General features: G+C 71.2%; 17 protein-coding genes. 11 read left to right on the top strand and 6 right to left on the bottom strand.

The window, feature by feature from the left end:
* Positions 1–10 precede the first annotated feature (10 nt).
* The 3 genes from BRW65_RS14040 to BRW65_RS14030 are packed head-to-tail and all read left to right on the top strand — an operon-like array spanning position 11 to position 2,354.
* Positions 11–547: a bifunctional adenosylcobinamide kinase/adenosylcobinamide-phosphate guanylyltransferase gene (locus BRW65_RS14040; RefSeq protein ID WP_073875575.1), complete on the top strand. Its 537-nt coding sequence runs from the start codon at positions 11–13 to the stop codon at positions 545–547.
* A complete protein-coding gene (gene cobT / locus BRW65_RS14035; RefSeq protein ID WP_139273090.1) occupies positions 544–1,599 on the top strand; it encodes a nicotinate-nucleotide--dimethylbenzimidazole phosphoribosyltransferase in 1,056 nt (351 codons plus the stop codon). Before BRW65_RS14040 ends, cobT begins: the two co-directional genes overlap by 4 nt.
* On the top strand, positions 1,596–2,354 hold the full coding sequence (locus tag BRW65_RS14030; RefSeq protein ID WP_073875571.1) for an adenosylcobinamide-GDP ribazoletransferase: 759 nt from the start codon (positions 1,596–1,598) through the stop codon (positions 2,352–2,354). Before cobT ends, BRW65_RS14030 begins: the two co-directional genes overlap by 4 nt.
* A 13-nt stretch (positions 2,355–2,367) precedes the next feature.
* On the opposite strand, the gene BRW65_RS14025 is transcribed toward BRW65_RS14030, so the two are convergent.
* A complete protein-coding gene (locus BRW65_RS14025) occupies positions 2,368–3,474 on the bottom strand; it encodes a branched-chain amino acid aminotransferase (RefSeq protein WP_073875569.1) in 1,107 nt (368 codons plus the stop codon).
* Between the two features lie 53 nt (positions 3,475–3,527).
* Positions 3,528–4,637 (bottom strand): glycine cleavage system aminomethyltransferase GcvT, encoded by a 1,110-nt coding sequence (gcvT, locus tag BRW65_RS14020; protein WP_073875567.1) that lies wholly within the window; start codon positions 4,635–4,637, stop codon positions 3,528–3,530.
* 41 nt (positions 4,638–4,678) lie between these two features.
* Between gcvT and BRW65_RS14015 the strand changes: the two genes are divergently transcribed.
* A complete protein-coding gene (locus tag BRW65_RS14015; RefSeq protein WP_073875565.1) occupies positions 4,679–5,803 on the top strand; it encodes an adenylate/guanylate cyclase domain-containing protein in 1,125 nt (374 codons plus the stop codon).
* 11 nt (positions 5,804–5,814) lie between these two features.
* Complete coding sequence (locus tag BRW65_RS14010; protein WP_167374040.1) at positions 5,815–7,368, top strand: leucyl aminopeptidase; 1,554 nt, start codon at positions 5,815–5,817, stop codon at positions 7,366–7,368.
* Here the strand turns inward: BRW65_RS14010 and BRW65_RS14005 are convergent.
* Together BRW65_RS14005 and BRW65_RS14000 are read right to left on the bottom strand one after the other, a co-directional pair.
* Positions 7,365–8,966: a phytoene desaturase family protein gene (locus BRW65_RS14005; RefSeq protein WP_073875561.1), complete on the bottom strand. Its 1,602-nt coding sequence runs from the start codon at positions 8,964–8,966 to the stop codon at positions 7,365–7,367. The two genes, BRW65_RS14010 and BRW65_RS14005, sit on opposite strands and share 4 nt — an antisense overlap.
* On the bottom strand, positions 8,963–9,415 hold the full coding sequence (locus BRW65_RS14000) for an SRPBCC domain-containing protein (RefSeq protein WP_244168086.1): 453 nt from the start codon (positions 9,413–9,415) through the stop codon (positions 8,963–8,965). Before BRW65_RS14000 ends, BRW65_RS14005 begins: the two co-directional genes overlap by 4 nt.
* A 137-nt stretch (positions 9,416–9,552) precedes the next feature.
* On the opposite strand from BRW65_RS14000, the gene BRW65_RS13995 reads away from it, so the two are divergent.
* Positions 9,553–9,897, top strand: a complete 345-nt coding sequence (locus tag BRW65_RS13995) for an aminopeptidase (protein WP_073875559.1) — start codon at positions 9,553–9,555, stop codon at positions 9,895–9,897.
* A gap of 7 nt (positions 9,898–9,904) precedes the next feature.
* Here BRW65_RS13995 and BRW65_RS13990 read toward each other — a convergent pair whose 3' ends face one another.
* Positions 9,905–11,680, bottom strand: a complete 1,776-nt coding sequence (locus BRW65_RS13990) for an SDR family oxidoreductase (RefSeq protein ID WP_073875558.1) — start codon at positions 11,678–11,680, stop codon at positions 9,905–9,907.
* 189 nt (positions 11,681–11,869) lie between these two features.
* Between BRW65_RS13990 and sucB the strand changes: the two genes are divergently transcribed.
* The 5 genes from sucB (at position 11,870) to BRW65_RS13965 (ending at position 17,142) form a co-directional block, all read left to right on the top strand.
* Positions 11,870–13,654: a 2-oxoglutarate dehydrogenase, E2 component, dihydrolipoamide succinyltransferase gene (gene sucB / locus BRW65_RS13985; protein ID WP_073875556.1), complete on the top strand. Its 1,785-nt coding sequence runs from the start codon at positions 11,870–11,872 to the stop codon at positions 13,652–13,654.
* 15 nt (positions 13,655–13,669) lie between these two features.
* Positions 13,670–14,581: a TIGR01777 family oxidoreductase gene (locus BRW65_RS13980; RefSeq protein WP_073875554.1), complete on the top strand. Its 912-nt coding sequence runs from the start codon at positions 13,670–13,672 to the stop codon at positions 14,579–14,581.
* Between the two features lie 102 nt (positions 14,582–14,683).
* Entirely contained in the window at positions 14,684–15,391 is a 708-nt protein-coding gene (gene lipB, locus BRW65_RS13975) for a lipoyl(octanoyl) transferase LipB (RefSeq protein WP_073875552.1), read from the top strand.
* Positions 15,388–16,341, top strand: coding sequence for a lipoyl synthase (lipA, locus tag BRW65_RS13970; protein ID WP_073875550.1), 954 nt, complete (start codon positions 15,388–15,390; stop codon positions 16,339–16,341). Before lipB ends, lipA begins: the two co-directional genes overlap by 4 nt.
* 48 nt (positions 16,342–16,389) lie before the next feature.
* A complete protein-coding gene (locus BRW65_RS13965; RefSeq protein ID WP_073875548.1) occupies positions 16,390–17,142 on the top strand; it encodes a DUF4191 domain-containing protein in 753 nt (250 codons plus the stop codon).
* Positions 17,143–17,158: 16 nt separating this feature from the next.
* Here the strand turns inward: BRW65_RS13965 and BRW65_RS13960 are convergent, their stop codons facing one another.
* Positions 17,159–17,581, bottom strand: a complete 423-nt coding sequence (locus BRW65_RS13960) for an RDD family protein (protein WP_073875546.1) — start codon at positions 17,579–17,581, stop codon at positions 17,159–17,161.
* Positions 17,582–17,755: the final 174 nt, after the last annotated feature.

Raw genomic sequence — 17,755 nt, 5'->3', positions numbered from 1 at the left:
CCTGAGCGCGGTGCGCACGCTGGTGCTCGGCGGGATCCGATCGGGCAAATCCCGGTGGGCCGAGGACACCATCGCCGGGACGCTGCCGGCCGGCCAGCGGGTTTGTTATCTGGCCCCCGGCCCGGTCGGGGACGGCGACGCGGACTGGGCGGACCGGGTCGCCGAGCACCGCGGCCGCCGGCCCAGCCATTGGTCGACGGTCGAAACCGACGACATCGCAAGCCAATTGCGCGCGGCGCCGGACACTCCGACGCTCGTCGACGACTTGGGCTCGTGGCTGACCGGCACGCTGGACCGCCATCACGGGTGGGACGGCGGGTCGGTCGCCGCGCCCATCGACGCAATGCTCGCCGCCGTCGGCGACTTCAACTCCACGCTGGTGCTGGTCAGCCCGGAGGTCGGGCTGACCGTGGTGCCGGCCACCGCGTCCGGGCGCCGGTTCGCCGACGAATTGGGCAGCCTCAACCAGCGCGTCGCCGAGCTCTGTGACCGGGTGGTCCTGGTGGTGGCCGGGCAGGCGGTGCCGATCAAGCCGTCGGGGACGTGATGGAGTTCGCCCCGGTATCGCCGCCCGACGCGGGTGCCGCCGCGGCGGCCCGCGCCCGCCAGGACACCCTGACCAAGCCGCGGGGCGCGCTGGGCCGCCTCGAAGACCTGTCGGTGTGGCTGGCCTCGTGTCAAGGGCATTGCCCGCCAAAGCAATTCGAACGCGCCCGGGTGGTGGTGTTCGCCGGTGACCACGGTGTCGCGCGGTCCGGGGTATCGGCCTACCCGCCGGAGGTGACCGCGCAGATGGTCGCCAACTTCGAGGCCGGTGGGGCGGCCATCAACGTGCTGGCCGACCTCGCCGGCGCGACCGTGCGTGTCGCGGACCTGGCGGTCGCCGGTGACGCGCCGACGGACCGGATCGGCGCCCACAAGGTGCGCCGGGGCAGCGGGGACATCGCGGTCGAGGACGCGCTGTCCGACGACGAGACCGCCGCCGCGATCGCCGCGGGCCGGGCCATCGCCGACGAGGAGGTCGACGCCGGGGCCGACCTGCTGATCGCCGGGGACATGGGCATAGGGAACACCACGCCGGCGGCGGTGTTGGTGGCGGCGCTGACGAACGCCGAGCCGGTCGCGGTGGTGGGCTTTGGCACCGGGATCGACGACGCAGGCTGGGCACGCAAGACGGCCGCGGTGCGCGACGCCCTGTTCCGGGTGTCGCGCGTGCTGCCCGACCCGGTGGCGTTGCTGCGCTGTGGCGGCGGCGCCGACCTGGCCGCGATGGCGGGTTTTTGCGCGCAGGCCGCGGTGCGGCGCACCCCGCTGCTGCTCGACGGGATGGCGGTGACGGCCGCCGCGTTGGTCGCCGAGCGGCTAGCGCCCGGCGCCCGGCTGTGGTGGCAGGCCGGTCATCGGTCCACCGAGCCCGGTCATGCGCTGGCGCTCACCGAACTCGGCCTGGAGCCGATCCTGGACCTGCGGATGCGGCTGGGTGAGGGCAGCGGCGCCGCGCTGGCGCTGCCGGTGCTGCGCGCCGCGGTGGCCACGCTGTCGTCGATGGCCACCTTCACCCAGGCCGGCGTGTCCGACCGGCCCGCCGCCCCACTGTGATGCGTTCGCTGGCAACGGCTTTCGCATTCGGGACGGTCCTGCCCGTGCCGGGGTCGCACGATGCTCCGGTGGGCCGCGGCGCCATGACGGCGCTGCCCGTGGTGGGCGCCGTCCTGGGGACGCTCGCCGCCGCCGTGACGTGGGGCGGGGCTCACGTGTTCGGGCCGTCTTCCGCGCTGTCCGGCCTGCTCGCGGTCGCGGCGCTGCTGTTGGCGACCCGCGGCCTGCACGTCGATGGTGTCGCGGACACCACCGACGGGCTGGGCTGTTACGGGCCGCCCGAGCGGGCCCTGGCGGTGATGCGCGACGGGTCGACCGGCCCGTTCGGCGCGGCGGCCGTCGTCCTGACGATCGCGCTGCAGGGGCTGGCCTTCGCGGCGCTCGGGGCGGCGGGCAGGCCGGGGCTCGCCGGCATCGCCGTGACGGTCGTCGCCGGCCGGGTGGCCGCGGTGCTGGCCAGCCGCCGGACGGTGCCGGCGGCTGCGGGCAGCGCGCTGGGCGCGCGGGTCGCGGGCAGTCAGCCGCTGATCGTCGCGGCGGCCTGGGTCGCGGCGCTGCTGATGGCCGCGCTGGTCGCCGGGCCGCGGCCGTGGCAGGGGCCGGTGGCGGTGCTGGCGGGCCTGGGCTGCGGCGCGGTGTTGGTGCGGCACTGCGTGCGCCGATTCGGCGGCATCACCGGCGACGTGCTGGGCGCCGCGATCGAGCTGACCACGACGGTGAGCGCCGTGGCGCTCGCCGGGCTGGTGCGGTTCTAAGGCGGCGGGCCGGCTAGCCCAGGCGCGCCATCCAGCCATGCGTGTCGGCGAACGTGCCGCGCTGGATCCCGGTCAGGGTGTCGCGCAGCGCCATCGTCACCTCGCCGGGCTGGCCGTCGGCGACGGTGAACTCGGTGTCGCCGTACTTCACGTGCGAGACCGGGGTGATGACGGCGGCGGTACCGCACGCGAACACCTCGGTGATCTCGCCGGCGGCGGCCTTCTTCTGCCATTCGTCGATGTCGATCTTGCGTTCCTCGACCGAAAATCCCGCGTCAATTGCCAACTGCAGCAACGAATCCCGGGTGATTCCCGGCAACAGCGAACCGGACAACTCCGGCGTGACCAGCCGCGCCGACCCGCCGCTGCCGAACACGAAGAAGATGTTCATGCCGCCCATCTCCTCGACGAAGCGCCGTTCGACGGCGTCCAGCCACACCACCTGGTCGCACTCGTGGGCGGCGGCCTCGGCCTGCGCCAGCAGCGAGGCGGCGTAATTGCCACCGAACTTGGCCGCGCCGGTGCCGCCCGGGCTGGCCCGCACGTAATCCGTCGACACCCAGACCGTGACGGGGTTGATGCCGCCCCTGAAGTACGCGCCGGCCGGTGACGCGATCAGCAGATAGCGGTACCGCTTGGACGGCCGCACACCCAATCCCGGCTCGGTGGCGATGATGAACGGACGCAGATACAACGCATCCTCCCCGCCGGCCGCGGGGACCCAGGGCTTGTCGACGGCGATGAGCTGGCACAGCGAGCCCATGAACAGCTCGTCGGGCAGGTCGGGCATCGCGAGGCGCCGCGCCGACAACCGCATCCGCGCGGCGTTGGCCTCGGCGCGAAACGACACGATCGAATCGTCGGCCCAGCGGTACGCCTTGAGCCCTTCGAAAATCTCCTGCGCGTAGTGCAGCACGATCGCCGAGGGATCCAGCTCGATCGGGCCGTACGGGATGACGCGCGCGTTGTGCCAACCCCGCTCGTCGTCGTAGTCGATCGACACCATGTGGTCGGTGAAGTACTTGCCGAAACCGGGCTCGGCCAGGATGGATCCACGTTCGGCGTCGGTCGCCGGATTGGCCGAACGTGAAACCGTGAACTCGAGGGAGCCGCTGGTCATGGGGCTGATTGTATATCCGCCTGCGACCGGGCTTTTCACCCGAACCGGCGGCACTAACGGGTTTTCGCGTCGACGAAGGGCGGCCGCACGACTTCGCACTCCGCGGCGCGGCCGCGAATGTCGACCGTGACCCGCTGGCCGTCCTCGACGGCGGCGCCGGTGTCGATCAGCGCCAGCCCGATGCCGACTTGCAGCGTCGGCGAAAACGTTCCCGAGGTGGTGACCCCGACCGGCGTCTCACCGGCGAGCACCGTCAGACCGGGCCGCAGCACACCGCGTCCGACCATCCGCAGGCCGCGCAGCAGCCGTCGCGGTCCGGCCGCCTTCTCCGCCAGCAGCGCGTCCCGGCCGAAGAACGCGTCCTTCTTCCAGCCGATCGCCCAGCCGCATCGGGCCTGCAGCGGCGAAATGTCCAGCGCCAGTTCGTGCCCGTGCAGCGGGTAGCCCATCTCGGTGCGCAGCGTGTCGCGGGCGCCCAGACCGGCGGGTTCGCCGCCGGCGGCGCCGACCGCGGCGGCCAGCGCGTCGAACACCACGCCGGCGGATTCCCACGGCGGTAGCAGCTCGTAGCCGTGCTCCCCGGTGTATCCGGTGCGGCACACCCGCACCGGCACCCCCGCGTAAGACGCGTCGGCGTAGCCCATGTAGTCCATGTCCACCGGCAGGCCCAGCCCGCCGAGCACCTCCGCCGACCGGGGGCCCTGCACCGCCAGCACCGCGTAGGACCGGTGCTCGTTGGTGATGGTGAGGCCCGCCCCCAAACCGGAGTCAGCCGCCGCCTGCAGCGCCTCGACCACCGCGGCGGTGTTGGCTGCGTTGGGCACCAGGAAGATCTCGTCGTCGTCGACGTAGTAGGCGATCAAGTCGTCGATGACCCCGCCGGATTCGGTGCAGCACAAGGTGTATTGGGCCTTGCCCGGGCCGATGCGGCTCAAGTCGTTGGTGAGCGTCGAATTGACGAACTCGGCGGCACCCGGCCCACGAATCAACGCCTTGCCGAGGTGGCTGACGTCGAACAGACCGACCGCGTTGCGGGTGGCATTGTGTTCGCTGACGGTGCCGGCATACGACACGGGCATGAGCCAGCCGCTGAACTCGGCGAAACTGGCCCCCAACGCGCGGTGGCGGTCTTCCAACGGGCCATGCTGTAGGTCATCGGTCACGACGGTTCACCCTAATCGCGGGGGCTGGCACACTTGGGTGGGTGGTCGATTCCCCGGACTTCGCGGCGCTCGAGGCCGCCGGAATCGCCAACGCGCGCGAGCGGGCCGACCTGATCAAGTACCTGGACGAACTCGGCTTCACCGTCGACGAGATGGTGGAAGCCGAGCAGCGTGGGCGACTGTTCGGCCTCGCCGGTGACGTCCTGCAGTGGTCGGGGCGCCCGATCCACACGATCGCGGCGGCGGCCGAACAACTCGGCTTGTCGCCCGAGCAGGTCACGCAGGCGTGGGGTTTGCTCGGCCTGACAGTCGCCGGCCCCGACGTTCCGGTGCTGAGCCAGGCCGACGTCGACGCGCTGGCCACCTGGGTGGCCTTGAAGGCGGTGGTGGGTGAGGACGGCGCGTTCGGTTTACTGCGGGTGCTCGGCGCCGCGATGGCCCGGCTCGCGGAGGCCGAGTCGACGGCGATCCGGGCCGGCACGCCGGACATCCAGATGACCTACACCAACGACGAACTCGCCACGGCGCAGGCGTACCGCGCGGTCGCGGAGTTCGTCCCCCGCATTTCGGCGCTCATCGACGTCGTCCACCGGCACCATCTGACCAGCGCCCGAACCCACTTCGAAGGCGTCCTGCGCGACACCTCGGCAAGCGTGGTGTGCGGCGTCGGCTTCGCGGATCTGTCCGGCTTCACCGTGCTCACCCGCGCGCTCACCCCCGCGCAACTCTCCTATCTGCTCAACGAGTTCGCCGGCACCGTCGCGGACGTGGTGCATCGCGACGGCGGCCGGGTGGTGAAGTTCATCGGCGACGAGGTGATGTGGGTGAGCGCGTCAGCCGAACGCCTTGCCAAGGCGGCGGTCGACCTGGTCAACCATCCACGGGCGCGCGAGGAGGGTCTGCAGGTCCGCGCCGGCCTGGCCTTCGGCTCCGTCCTGGCGATCAACGGGGACTACTTCGGCAGCCCGGTCAATCTCGCGGCGCGACTGGTCGGGGCCGCGGCCCCGTGCCAGATCCTGGCCGATTCGGCGCTGCACGAACAGTTGCCGAACTGGCTGGCGACGCCGCGTGGCCCCTTCGAGCTCAAGGGTTTTGACACCCCCACGATCGCCTTCGAGCTGCACGGCGAGGACTCCCCCGATCTCGGCTCGGGCTCCGGCGATTAGGGTAACTGCCCGTGACCACCGATTTGAGCTATGACAGCCCCTCCGTCAACGTCGCCGCAACGCTGCCGAAACGCGGGGCGGGCTCTTCGGTATTGATCGTGCCGGTCGTCTCGACCGGCGACGAGGACAGGCCGGGGGCGGTGGTCGCCCCCGGCGAATCGCTGCTGCCGGCCGAGGCGGTCACCGAGATCGAATCCGGGCTGCGCGCACTGGACGCCACCGGCGGCAGCGAGCAGGTCCACCGCCTGGTGGTGCCGTCGCTGCCGGTGTCCAGCGTGCTGACGATCGGCCTGGGCAAGCCGCGACCCGAGTGGCCCGCCGACACCATCCGGCGGGCAGCCGGTGTGGCGGCGCGTTCGCTCGGCAGCGCCGAGGCGGTGCTCGTCACGCTGCCCGGCGACTTCAGCGCCGACGTCTGCTCGGCGGCCGTCGAGGGCCTGATCCTGGGCAGCTACCGGTTCACCGAATTCCGCAGCGGCAAGACCGCGCCGAAAGACAAAGGGCTGCGCAAGATCACCGTGCTGTCCGCCTCGAAGGACGCCAAAGCGGCCAGCGCGCACGGCGCCGCCGTGGCGACCGCGGTGGCCACCGCCCGCGACTTCGTCAACACGCCCCCGAGTCACCTCTTCCCCGCCGAATTCGCCAAGCGCGCAAGGGCTTTGGGTGAATCGGTGGGCCTCGAGGTGGAGGTGCTCGACGACAAGGCGCTGCAGAAGGCCGGCTACGGCGGCGTGATCGGCGTCGGCCAGGGCTCGTCGCGGCCGCCGCGGCTGGTGCGGCTGACCCACCGGGGCTCGAAGCTGGCCAAAGGCAAGCAGGCGAAGGCCGGAAAGAGAGTGGCGCTGGTCGGCAAGGGCATCACGTTCGACACCGGCGGCATCTCGATCAAGCCGGCGGCGTCGATGCACTACATGACCTCGGACATGGGCGGCGCGGCCGCGGTCATCGCCACGGTGGCGTTGGCCGCGCAGCTGCGGCTGCCGATCGACGTGATCGCCACCGTGCCGATGGCCGAGAACATGCCGTCGGGCACGGCGCAGCGCCCGGGTGACGTGCTGACGCAGTACGGCGGGATCACCGTCGAGGTGCAGAACACCGACGCCGAGGGCCGGCTGATCCTGGCCGACGCCATCGTGCGGGCGTGCGAGGACAACCCGGACTACCTGATCGAGACGTCCACCTTGACCGGCGCGCAGACGGTGGCGTTGGGCGCCCGGATCCCGGGCGTGATGGGGAGCGAGGAGTTCCGCGACCGGGTCGCCGCGATCTCGCAGCGGGTGGGCGAGAACGGCTGGCCGATGCCGCTGCCCGACGAACTCAAGGACGACCTGAAGTCCACGGTGGCCGACCTGTCCAACATCAGCGGTCAGCGCTTCGCCGGCATGCTGGTGGCCGGGGTGTTCCTGCGGGAGTTCGTCGCCGACGGGGTGGGCTGGGCGCACATCGACGTGGCCGGCCCGGCGTACAACACCGGCGGCCCGTGGGGGTACACGCCCAAGGGCGGTACCGGTGTGCCGACCCGCACCATGTTCGCGGTGCTCGAGGACATCGCCGAGAACGGCTAGCGCTTTCCCGTCATCAGCGAGAAGACCGCTCGCTGCACCGTGCGGCGCGGCCAGCCCGTCGCCCCGTCGGCGGCCAGCGCGGCGTTGGCCGCGTTGCGGCCGCAGGCGCCGTGCACGGAGCCGCCCGGGGTGGCCGACGCGCTGCCCAGATACAGCCCCTGCACCGGGGTTTCGGCCCGCCCCATACCGGGCGCCGGGCGAAAGATCAGCATCTGCTGCAGCTGCGCCGTGCCACCGTTGAGCGCGCCCATGTGCAGGTTGGCGTCGCTGGCCTCCAGGTCCGACGGGCGTTGCACGAACCGGTCCACGACCGCCGCACCGAAACCCGGCGCGTGTTCCTCGATGACCCGGTCCACCGCGTCGGCGAGCCGATCGGCCGACGCGTCGTCGGCCACGTCGCGCGGCAGATGCGTGTAGGCCCACACACTTTCGGTGCCCTTCGGCGACCGTGTCGGATCGGCTGTGGTGGTCTGGCCCAACAACATGAAGGGATGCTCGGGCAACACGCGAGTGTTCAGGTCGGCCATCCAGCGGACCAGCCCGTCGCCGTCGGCGCCCAGATGGACGGTGCCCACGCCGTGCAGGTTGTTCGCCCGCCACGGAACGGGCGCTCCCACGGCGTAGTTGACCTTCACCACCGGTGGGTCCCACATGAAATGCTCGAGGTCGCGTAACAGCTTGGGCGGCAACGCATCCGGCGGCAGCATGTCGCAGAACAATCGGGGGGCCGTCACGTCGGCGACGATTGCCCGCCGCGCCGCAATCGTGCGCCCCTCGGCCGTCGTCACCCCGACCGCGCGGCCACCCCGCACCTGGATGCGGGAAACGTTCTGGTTGCACTCGATCCGCGCGCCCGCCGAGCGGGCCCGGCTGACCAGGGCGGCCGTCAACTGCCCGGAACCGCCGACCGGAACCGGCCAGCCGCAGTCCTGGGCCAGCATCGTCATCAGGAATCCCATGGCGCCGCTGATCGGCGCGTCCGGCGGGGCGTCGGCGTGCATTGCGTTGCCCAGCAACAACACTCGCGGGGCTTCGCCGGCGAACAACTCGCTCGCCATGGTGTTGGCCGGCTGCACCAGCAGGCGTGCCACCCGCAGCGCCTCCGACGTGCCGAGCCTGCTCAGCAGCCGCAGCAGCGGGCGCACGGGCGGGAAGGGCGCCAGCATGGCGTCCAGCAGCGGCGCCTTGATCCGCTCCCACAGGTCGACCAGGCGCCACCAGTTGTCGCCGTCCGCCGGCTCGCGGCGCGCCAATTCCGTTGCGGTGCGGGCGGGGTCGCGGTAGATGACTGGCGGATCGTCGTCGGCCGCGCTGCGCGGATGGCCCACCACCGCCGGCGCGTGTGACCACCGCAGCCCGTGGTCTTCCAGCCGCAGCGCCGCGATCGCGGGCGAAGCCACCGTCATCGGGTAGTACGAGCTGAACAGGTCGGTGATGTATCCCGGTGTCAGCTCGGCGCTGCGCACCGCGCCGCCCGGTTCGGGCTGGGCTTCCAGCACCACGACGTCCCAGCCCGCGTCGGCCAGCATGGCGGCGGCGACGAGTCCGTGGTGTCCCGCGCCGATGACGACGGCGTCGGCGGTGTCCCGCGCGTTCATTTCACCTGGCTGGGCACCTTGCGCTCCGCCAGAGCCCCCAGCCGCCAGAGGCACTCCTTGTTGCGCGGGTAGGCCGCGGCCAACGCCACCGAATTGGGAATGGCCGCCATCGGGCCTTCGGCGGGCACCTCGATCATCTCCACCCGGCAGCCCTGCGGCGTCTCGTGCAGCAGCATCGTGATCCGCGCGGCGCCCAGTGGCCCCAGGCGAGCGCACAGCACCAGCTTGTGCGGCGGTTCGCACTCGAGGGCCACCGTCGCGTCGTTGATGACCAACGGCCAGATCCCGATCGAGTGCCTGATCGACGACCCGGGCTCGGGCCAGTTGGGGTCGACGGCCCGCATGCGGCTGTTGCCCACCACCCACTGGGTGTAGGTCCACCCTTGGGCGAGCACTTCCCACACCCGCTCGCAGGGCGCGGCCACGTCCCGCGTCGGAATGAGTACCACGGCCAGATTCCCCCTCTCGGTTACCGCGGCGGAATACCCACCAACGGGGCGCTGAATCCGGCCGACTCGGGGTTTACCGGTGCTGTCCAGCGGTTAATCTCCCACGGTCGAAAGCCCGTACGAAGAAAGGCGAGATCGTGACAGTGCGACGGTTGATCCTGGTTGTGGGCGCCGTGCTGCTGCTGGCCGGCGTGATCGGGCTGTTGGCGCCGGTGTCGATTTCCGACGGCAACGGCCATTCGATCGGGTGCGGAAACGCGGTCGCCACGGACCTGTCGGCGGCCAGAAACGCCAACAACAACAGCGTGGCGAGCATCCCGATCCTCAATCAGGTCGTACCGCACACCGACTATGTGGCGCAGTGTCAGTCGTCGGTGGGCAGTCGCCGCACGTGGTCGATCCCGCTGGCGGTCATCGGACTGCTCGCGATCGGCGGCGCGTTGTTGACGGGCCGCCAAGGCGCGGCGCGGGCGAGCACCTAAGCCCGGATCAGATCACGCGCAGTCGCGCCGCGTTGCGCAATCCTTGCGGCGCCAGGCGCGAAAGGCCATACAGCGCATAGGCTTCCGGCGCGACCGGGCGGATTGGCTTCTTCTTCTGGACCGACGACAGGATCGCATTGGCGACCTTGTCGGGGCCGTAGTGCCGCAGCGCGAACATCTTGCCGAGCTGGCCGCGGCGACCGTCGACCTGTTCACCCTTTCCGGCGGGCGCGTCGAAGCGGGTGGTGTTGATGATGTTGGTGTCGATGACGCCCGGGCAGATCGTGGTCAGCCCCACCCCGGCGACGTCGAGTTCGGCGCGCAGGCAGTCGGAGAACATGTAGGTCGCCGCCTTCGACGTGCAGTAGGCGTTCAGCGACTGCAGCGGGGCGTAGGCGGCCATCGACGAGACGTTGACGATGTAGCCGCCGGTGCCACGCTCCACTAGCCGCCGCGCGAAGGAACGGCACCCGTTGACCACGCCGCCCAGGTTGACGTCGAGCACCCGGTCGAACTGCTCGGCCGGGGTGTCCAGGAATCCGCCCGCGTGCCCGATGCCGGCGTTGTTGACGACGATGTCGGGCACCCCGTGCTCGGCGCTGACCCGCTCGGCGAACGCCTCGACGGCCTCGGCGTCGGAGACGTCGAGCACGTAGGCATGCGCGACGCCGCCGCGGGTGGCGATCTCGGCGGCCGTGGCCTTGACGGCCGCTTCGTCGATGTCGCTGATGACCAGCTCCGCCCCCTCCCGCGCGAACGCGAACGCCGTCTCGCGACCGATTCCGCTGCCGGCGCCGGTCACCGACACCAGCGTGTCGCCGAAGGACCCGCGGGGGCGCCCGACCTGCGCGCGCAGCAGCGCGCGGCTCGGCGGCTTGCCTTCGGCCCAATCGGCGAAGTCGTGCACCGCGGCGGCCATCACTTGCGGGTGCGACATCGGCGAGAAGTGGCCGGCCTTGATGTCGCGCCGCCACAGCCGCGGCACGAAGCGCGGCGTGTGGTCGTAGCCGTACGGCCGCACGTACTTGTCCTTGGTGTTGACGATCAGCTGCACCGGCACGTCGACGACGTGGATGCCCTGCCCGCGGCCGGAGAACGAGCGAAAGTAGTTGGCGGGGTAGGTTTTCACCGAACGGGCCGCGTCGCGCGCCAGCTGGGGCGAGTGGTGGATCTGTTCGACCGGGATGTTGTCGACGGCGTTGCGCCGCAGCGCCGGGACCGACATCGTCAGCCGAAGGAACAGCGGCGCGAGCACCGGGATCGAGAAGAACAGCATGTAGCTGAACCGCAGCGCCTGACTGACCGCGCGGGCGAAGGTGCGCGGGCGCCATGGTTGGCGCAGGCCGGTGAAGATGTAGTCGACCAACTGTTCCTGGCTCGGGCCGGACACCGAAGTGAAGGTGGCCACCCGGTCGCCGGCGCCGGGCCGCTTCAGGTAGTGCCACACGCCGACCGAGCCCCAGTCGTGGGCGAGCACGTGCACCGGCCGACCGGGGCTGAGTTCGCCGGTGACCGCGGCGAAGTCGTCGGCGAACCGGTCCATGGTGTAGGCCGACACCGGCTTGGGCGCCGAGGACGAACCGACGCCGCGGTTGTCGTACCGCAGGATGCGGAACCGATCGGCCAGCAGGGGCACGACACCGTCCCACAGCACGTGGGAGTCGGGAAAGCCGTGCACCAGCACGACGGTGGGGCCGTCGGGATTCCCCTCTTCGTAGACGGCGATTCGCGCGCCGTCGGCGCTATCGACGAAATGCTGAGGTAGCTGTGGTGTTGCCGGCATCTTCGACCTCCCCGCTGGAACGGCAGTGGCCACACCGTAGCAAGGGTGTTCGGGAAGTCCCGGCAACGTCCGCCCTGGATGTGTGCCGGCGTGGACGCAGTGACAGGATAGTTTTGGATAGCTACTTTCCAACGGCTAGCGAGATGTTCGACCCACTCCGACCCACGAGCGATCGAGGAGTCAAAAACGATGGCCTTCTCTGTCCAGATGCCCGCACTCGGTGAGAGCGTCACCGAGGGGACGGTCACCCGCTGGCTCAAGCAGGAAGGCGACACGGTCGAACTCGACGAACCCCTCGTCGAGGTGTCCACCGACAAGGTCGACACCGAAATCCCGTCGCCCGCCGCCGGTGTCCTGACCAAGATCGTCGCCCAGGAGGACGACACCGTCGAGGTGGGCGGGGAGCTGGCCGTCATCGGCGACTCGTCCGACGGCGGCGGTTCACAGGCGGCTCCGCAGGCGCCCAGCCAGCCCGAGCCGCAGGCCGAATCCGCCCCGCCGGCCCAGCCCGAGCCCGAGCCCGAGGCGGCCGCACCCGCCCAGCCCGAACCCGAACCCGCGCCGCAGAGTTCCGGCGGCGGCGACGCGACCCCGGTGCTGATGCCCGAGCTGGGCGAGTCGGTGACCGAGGGCACGGTGACCCGCTGGCTGAAGAAGGTCGGCGACTCGGTCGGCGTCGACGAGGCGTTGGTCGAGGTGTCGACCGACAAGGTGGACACCGAGATCCCCTCACCGGTGGCCGGTGTGCTGGTCAGCATCACCGCCGAGGAGGACGCCACCGTGCCGGTCGGCGCGGAGCTGGCGCGGATCGGCACCGGCTCCGAGGCCGCGTCCGCCCCGACTCCCCCACCCGCTCCCAAGCCGGAACCCAAGCCCGAGCCGCCCAGGGCCGAACCGCCCAAGGCCGAGGCGAAGCCCGAGCCGCAGCCGGTGTCCCAGCCGGCGCCCGCGCCGAAAGCCCAACCGGCGCAAGCACAACCAGCTGCCGAGCCCGGCGGCTCGGGCCCGGACGGTGCGCCGTACGTGACCCCGCTGGTCCGCAAGCTGGCCACCGAGAACGGCATCGACCTGGCCCAGATCACCGGCACCGGCGTCGGCGGCCGCATCCGCAAACAGGACGTGCTCGCCGCCGCGGAAAAGAAGCAACAGGCGCAGAAGGCGCCCGCCCCGGCCCAGGCGCCCGCCGCTCCCGCCGCCGATGGCAAGGCGGCCCCGGCGGACGCGCCCGCCCCGGCGCCGGCGTTGGCGCACCTGCGCGGCACCACGCAGAAGGCGAGCCGGATCCGCCAACTCACCGCGAACAAGACCCGGGAATCCCTGCAGGCCACCGCCCAGCTCACCCAGACGCACGAGGTCGACATGACCCGGATCGTCGGGTTGCGGGCCAGGGCGAAGACCGCATTCGCCGAGCGCGAGGGGGTCAACCTGACCTTCCTGCCGTTCATCGCCAGGGCGGTGATCGATGCGCTGAAGATCCACCCCAACATCAACGCCAGCTACAACGAGCAGACCAAGGAGATCACCTACTACGACGCCGAACATCTCGGCTTCGCCGTCGACACCGAGCAGGGGCTGCTCTCCCCCGTCATCCACAACGCCGGCGACCTGTCGCTGGCCGGGCTGGCCCGGGCCATCGCCGACATCGCCGCGCGCGCCCGGTCGGGCGACCTCAAGCCCGACGAGCTGTCGGGCGGCACCTTCACGATCACCAACATCGGCAGCCAGGGCGCGTTGTTCGACACCCCCATCCTGGTTCCGCCGCAGGCCGCCATGCTGGGCACCGGGGCGATCGTGAAGCGGCCCCGGGTGATCGTCGACGAGTTCGGCAACGAGTCCATCGGCGTCCGGTCCATCTGCTATCTCCCGCTGACCTACGACCATCGGCTCATCGACGGCGCTGACGCAGGACGCTTCCTCACCACGATCAAGCACCGGCTCGAAGAGGGAGCGTTCGAGGCCGACTTGGGTCTTTAGGAGGACTGGCGAACCGTGGCCAAGCCCGTCATCGCCATCGCGGGTTCGTCCGGCCTGATCGGATCCGCCTTGACCGCCGCCCTGCGCGCGGCCGACCACCGGGTGTTGCGCATCGTGCGCCGGGCGCCGTCGAATTCCGACGAGCTGCACTGGAACCCCGAGAGCGGCGAATTCGACGTCGACGCGGTCTGCGACGTCGACGCCGTCGTCAACCTGTGCGGCGTCAACGTCGGCCAGCGCCGCTGGTCGGGCGCCTTCAAGCAGGGCCTGCGCGACAGCCGCATCGCGCCCACCGAAGTGCTGGCGCATGCCGTCGCCGACGCCGGGGTGGCGACGCTGGTCAACGCCAGCGCGGTTGGCTACTACGGGGACACCAAGGACCGCGTGGTCGACGAAAACGACCGCGCGGGAAAGGGATTCCTGGCCCAGCTGTGCGAGGACTGGGAAGCCGCGACGCTGCCGGCCCAATACGGGGGCGCCCGGGTGGTGCTGGCCCGCACCGGCCTCGTGTTCTCCCCGGCCGGCGGCGCGCTGGGGCGGTTGCGGCCGTTGTTCAGGACGGGCCTGGGGGCTCGGCTGGGTAGCGGCCGCCAATACATGTCCTGGATCACCCTGGAGGACGAGGTGCGAGCGCTGCTGTTCGCGATCACCAATCCGGCGCTGTCCGGCCCGGTCAACATGACCGGGCCCGCGCCCGTCACCAACGCCGAATTCACCACCGCCTTCGGCCGCGCCGTCAACCGCCCGACCCCGTTGATGATGCCGGGCTTCGCGGTGCGGGCCGCGCTCGGCGAGTTCGCCGACGAGGGCGTGCTCATCGGTCAGCGCGCCATCCCGTCGGCGCTGGAGCGGGCCGGTTTCGAGTTCCACCACAACACCATTGGCGAGGCGCTCGGCTACGCCACCGCCCAACGCGACCACGACTAGCGGGTCCGGCGAGTGTCACGCCAGCGTGGCTGACGCCGCCCAACGTCACGCCAGCGTGACGCGGCGCTGCGGGGCGCATGCCCGGCGAGTACCGTCGCGAACGTGATCGATTCCATCCGGTCCAGCCGGGCCGCGATCGACGTCCGCCAGCTCGGGACCGTCGAATACCGCACGGCCTGGCAGCTGCAGCGCGAACTGGCCGACGCCCGGGTCGCCGGCGGCAGCGACACGCTGCTGCTGCTGGAGCACCCGCCGGTCTACACCGCGGGGCGGCGCACCGAGCCGCACGAACGCCCGGTTTGCGACCCGCGCGTCGCAGATGTCATAGACACGGACCGTGGCGGCAAGATCACCTGGCACGGCCCGGGGCAGCTGGTCGGGTATCCGATCATCGGCCTAAGCGAGCCGCTCGACGTGGTGAATTACGTTCGGCGCCTCGAAGAGGCGCTGATCAAGGTGTGCGGCGACCTGGGGTTGGAGACGTGCCGGGTGCACGGCCGGTCCGGGGTGTGGGTGCCGGGCCGTGCCGGGCGGCCCGATCGCAAGGTCGGCGCCATCGGCGTCCGGGTCGCGCGCGCGACCACGCTGCACGGGTTCGCGCTCAACTGCGACTGCGACCTCGACGCGTTCGGCACCATCGTGCCGTGTGGGATCAGCGACGCCGGCGTGACCTCGTTGTCGGCCGAGTTGCGGCGTCCGGTGGCGGTGGACGACGTCCGTGCGGCCGTCGCCGACGCCGTCTGCGACGCCCTCGACGGGGCCCTTCCGGTCCGGGAACAGCCCGGCACGCGCGTAGCATCGGCGATGTGACTGTCGCACCAAGGCCTGATGTCGCCGCTGCCGCGGCCCCGCCAGGCAGGCGACTGCTGCGCCTCGAGGTCCGCAACGCGCAAACCCCGATCGAGCGCAAGCCGCCGTGGATCAAGGTCCGGGCCCGCATGGGGCCCGAATACACCGAGCTGAAGGGTCTGGTTCGCCGTGAGGGGCTGCACACGGTCTGCGAAGAGGCCGGCTGCCCCAACATCTTCGAGTGCTGGGAAGACCGCGAGGCCACGTTCCTGATCGGCGGGGACCAGTGCACCCGGCGCTGCGACTTCTGCCAGATCGACACCGGCAAGCCGGCCGCCCTGGACCGCGACGAGCCAAGGCGCGTCGCCGAGAGCGTGCTGACCATGGGATTGCGCTACGCCACGATCACCGGGGTGGCCCGGGACGACCTGGCCGACGGCGGGGCCTGGCTGTACGCCGAGACGGTGCGCGCGATCAAAGAGCTCAACCCCTCGACCGGTGTGGAGCTGTTGATCCCCGACTTCAACGGTGAGCCCGCGCGGCTTGCCGAGGTGTTCGAATCGCGCCCGGAAGTGTTGGCGCACAACGTCGAAACCGTGCCGCGGATATTCAAGCGGATCCGGCCGGCGTTCAGCTACCAGCGCAGCCTGGACGTCATCACCGCGGCGCGTGACTTCGGGCTGGTCACCAAGAGCAACCTCATCCTCGGGCTCGGCGAGACGCCCGACGAGGTGCGCACCGCCCTGGCCGACCTGCGGGGCGCCGGCTGCGACATCGTCACCATCACCCAGTACCTGCGTCCGTCCACGCGGCACCACCCGGTCGAGCGCTGGGTGCGGCCCGAGGAGTTCGTCGGGTTCGCCCGCGACGCGGAGGGGCTGGGCTTCTCCGGGGTGCTGGCCGGACCGCTGGTGCGGTCGTCCTACCGGGCGGGCCGGCTCTACGAGCAAGCGGCGCGCGCCCGCGCCTGAAGCTGCCGCGCCGCCGTAGCGGTCCGCGCCGATACGTATTCTTTGACTATGGCTAAACCCCGCACCGCCGCTGAGAACAAGGCCGCCCGGGCACAGGCGCAGGCCGCGCGCAAGGCCGCCGCGAAGGAGCGCCGCGCCCAGCTGTGGCAGGCGTTCAACATGCAGCGCCGCGAGGACAAGCGGCTGCTGCCCTACATGGTCGGCGCCTTCGTCGTCATCGTGGCCATCTCGGTGGGGGTCGGCGTGTGGGCCGGCGGGCTGACGATGATCACGTTGATCCCACTCGGGGTGGTGCTGGGCGCGCTCGCGGCGTTCATCGTCTTCGGCCGTCGTGCGCAAAAGAGCGTCTACAGCAAGGCCGAGGGCCAAACCGGCGCGGCCGCATGGGCTTTGGACAACCTGCGCGGCAAGTGGCGGGTGACGCCGGGGGTGGCCGCGACCGGTCACCTCGACGCGGTGCACCGGGTGATCGGCCGTCCCGGCGTCATCCTGGTCGGCGAAGGATCCTCGGCCCGGGTCCGGCCGCTGCTGGCCCAGGAGAAGAAGCGCACCGCCCGGCTGATCGGCGACGTGCCGATCTACGACCTGGTCGTCGGCAACGGCGACGACGAGGTCCCGCTGGCCAAGCTGGAGCGCCATCTCAACCGCCTGCCGGCCAACATCACCGCCAAACAGATGGACACGTTGGAGTCCAGGTTGGCCGCCCTGGGGACGCGGGCCGGCGCCGCCGTCCTGCCGAAGGGTCCGCTCCCCAACGCCGGCAAGATGCGCGGGGTCCAGCGCACCGTGCGGCGCAAGTAGCCCCCGCCCTTCCCGGTCAGCGCCGCACGACCGCCGTCGCCGTCAGCCGGTCCTGCATGCCGCGGCCGTCCCAATCGGTGAACAGCGCCGGGACGACCATCCCGACGAGTGCGCCCCGCACCACCGCCCGGACGACGCCGACCGCCCCGCGCCCATCGACCGTCACCACCTGCAGCCCCAGCGCCAACTGGCCGGGCGTGAAGCCGAACAGCCGCACCGAGACCACCCCGAGCACGAACCAGACGCCCAGCACCGCCGTCGCCAACGTGTGTTCGGAGAAGACGCCGAAGCGCAGGGCCAGGGCCGCCAGACCATAGGAGATCAGCCAGTCGATCATCAGCGCGCCCAGCCGGCGTCCCATCGGGGCCAGGGATCCCGGTCCGGTTTGCGGCAGCCCCAACCGCTCGCCGGGATAGGTGGACGGCGAGTTCGGCGTCATCGCCTGAGCCCGAGCTTCGACTCGTTTCGCAACCCCGGATGAACGGTGCGCCCGGGCACCGGAAGAGATACGATCCAGCGGTCCATGGCCCCACAATAGAACCCGCCGGCGGCGGCGCCTCTTTTGTGAACAACATGGGTCGCGTAACGTGCGCGCAACACGGGGTTGACTGGC

This window comes from Mycobacterium paraffinicum (assembly GCF_001907675.1).
Taxonomy (GTDB): Bacteria; Actinomycetota; Actinomycetes; order Mycobacteriales; family Mycobacteriaceae; genus Mycobacterium; species Mycobacterium paraffinicum_A.
Note: the sequence above shows the minus strand (reverse complement) of the source record. Positions and strands in the feature narration are given on the sequence as shown.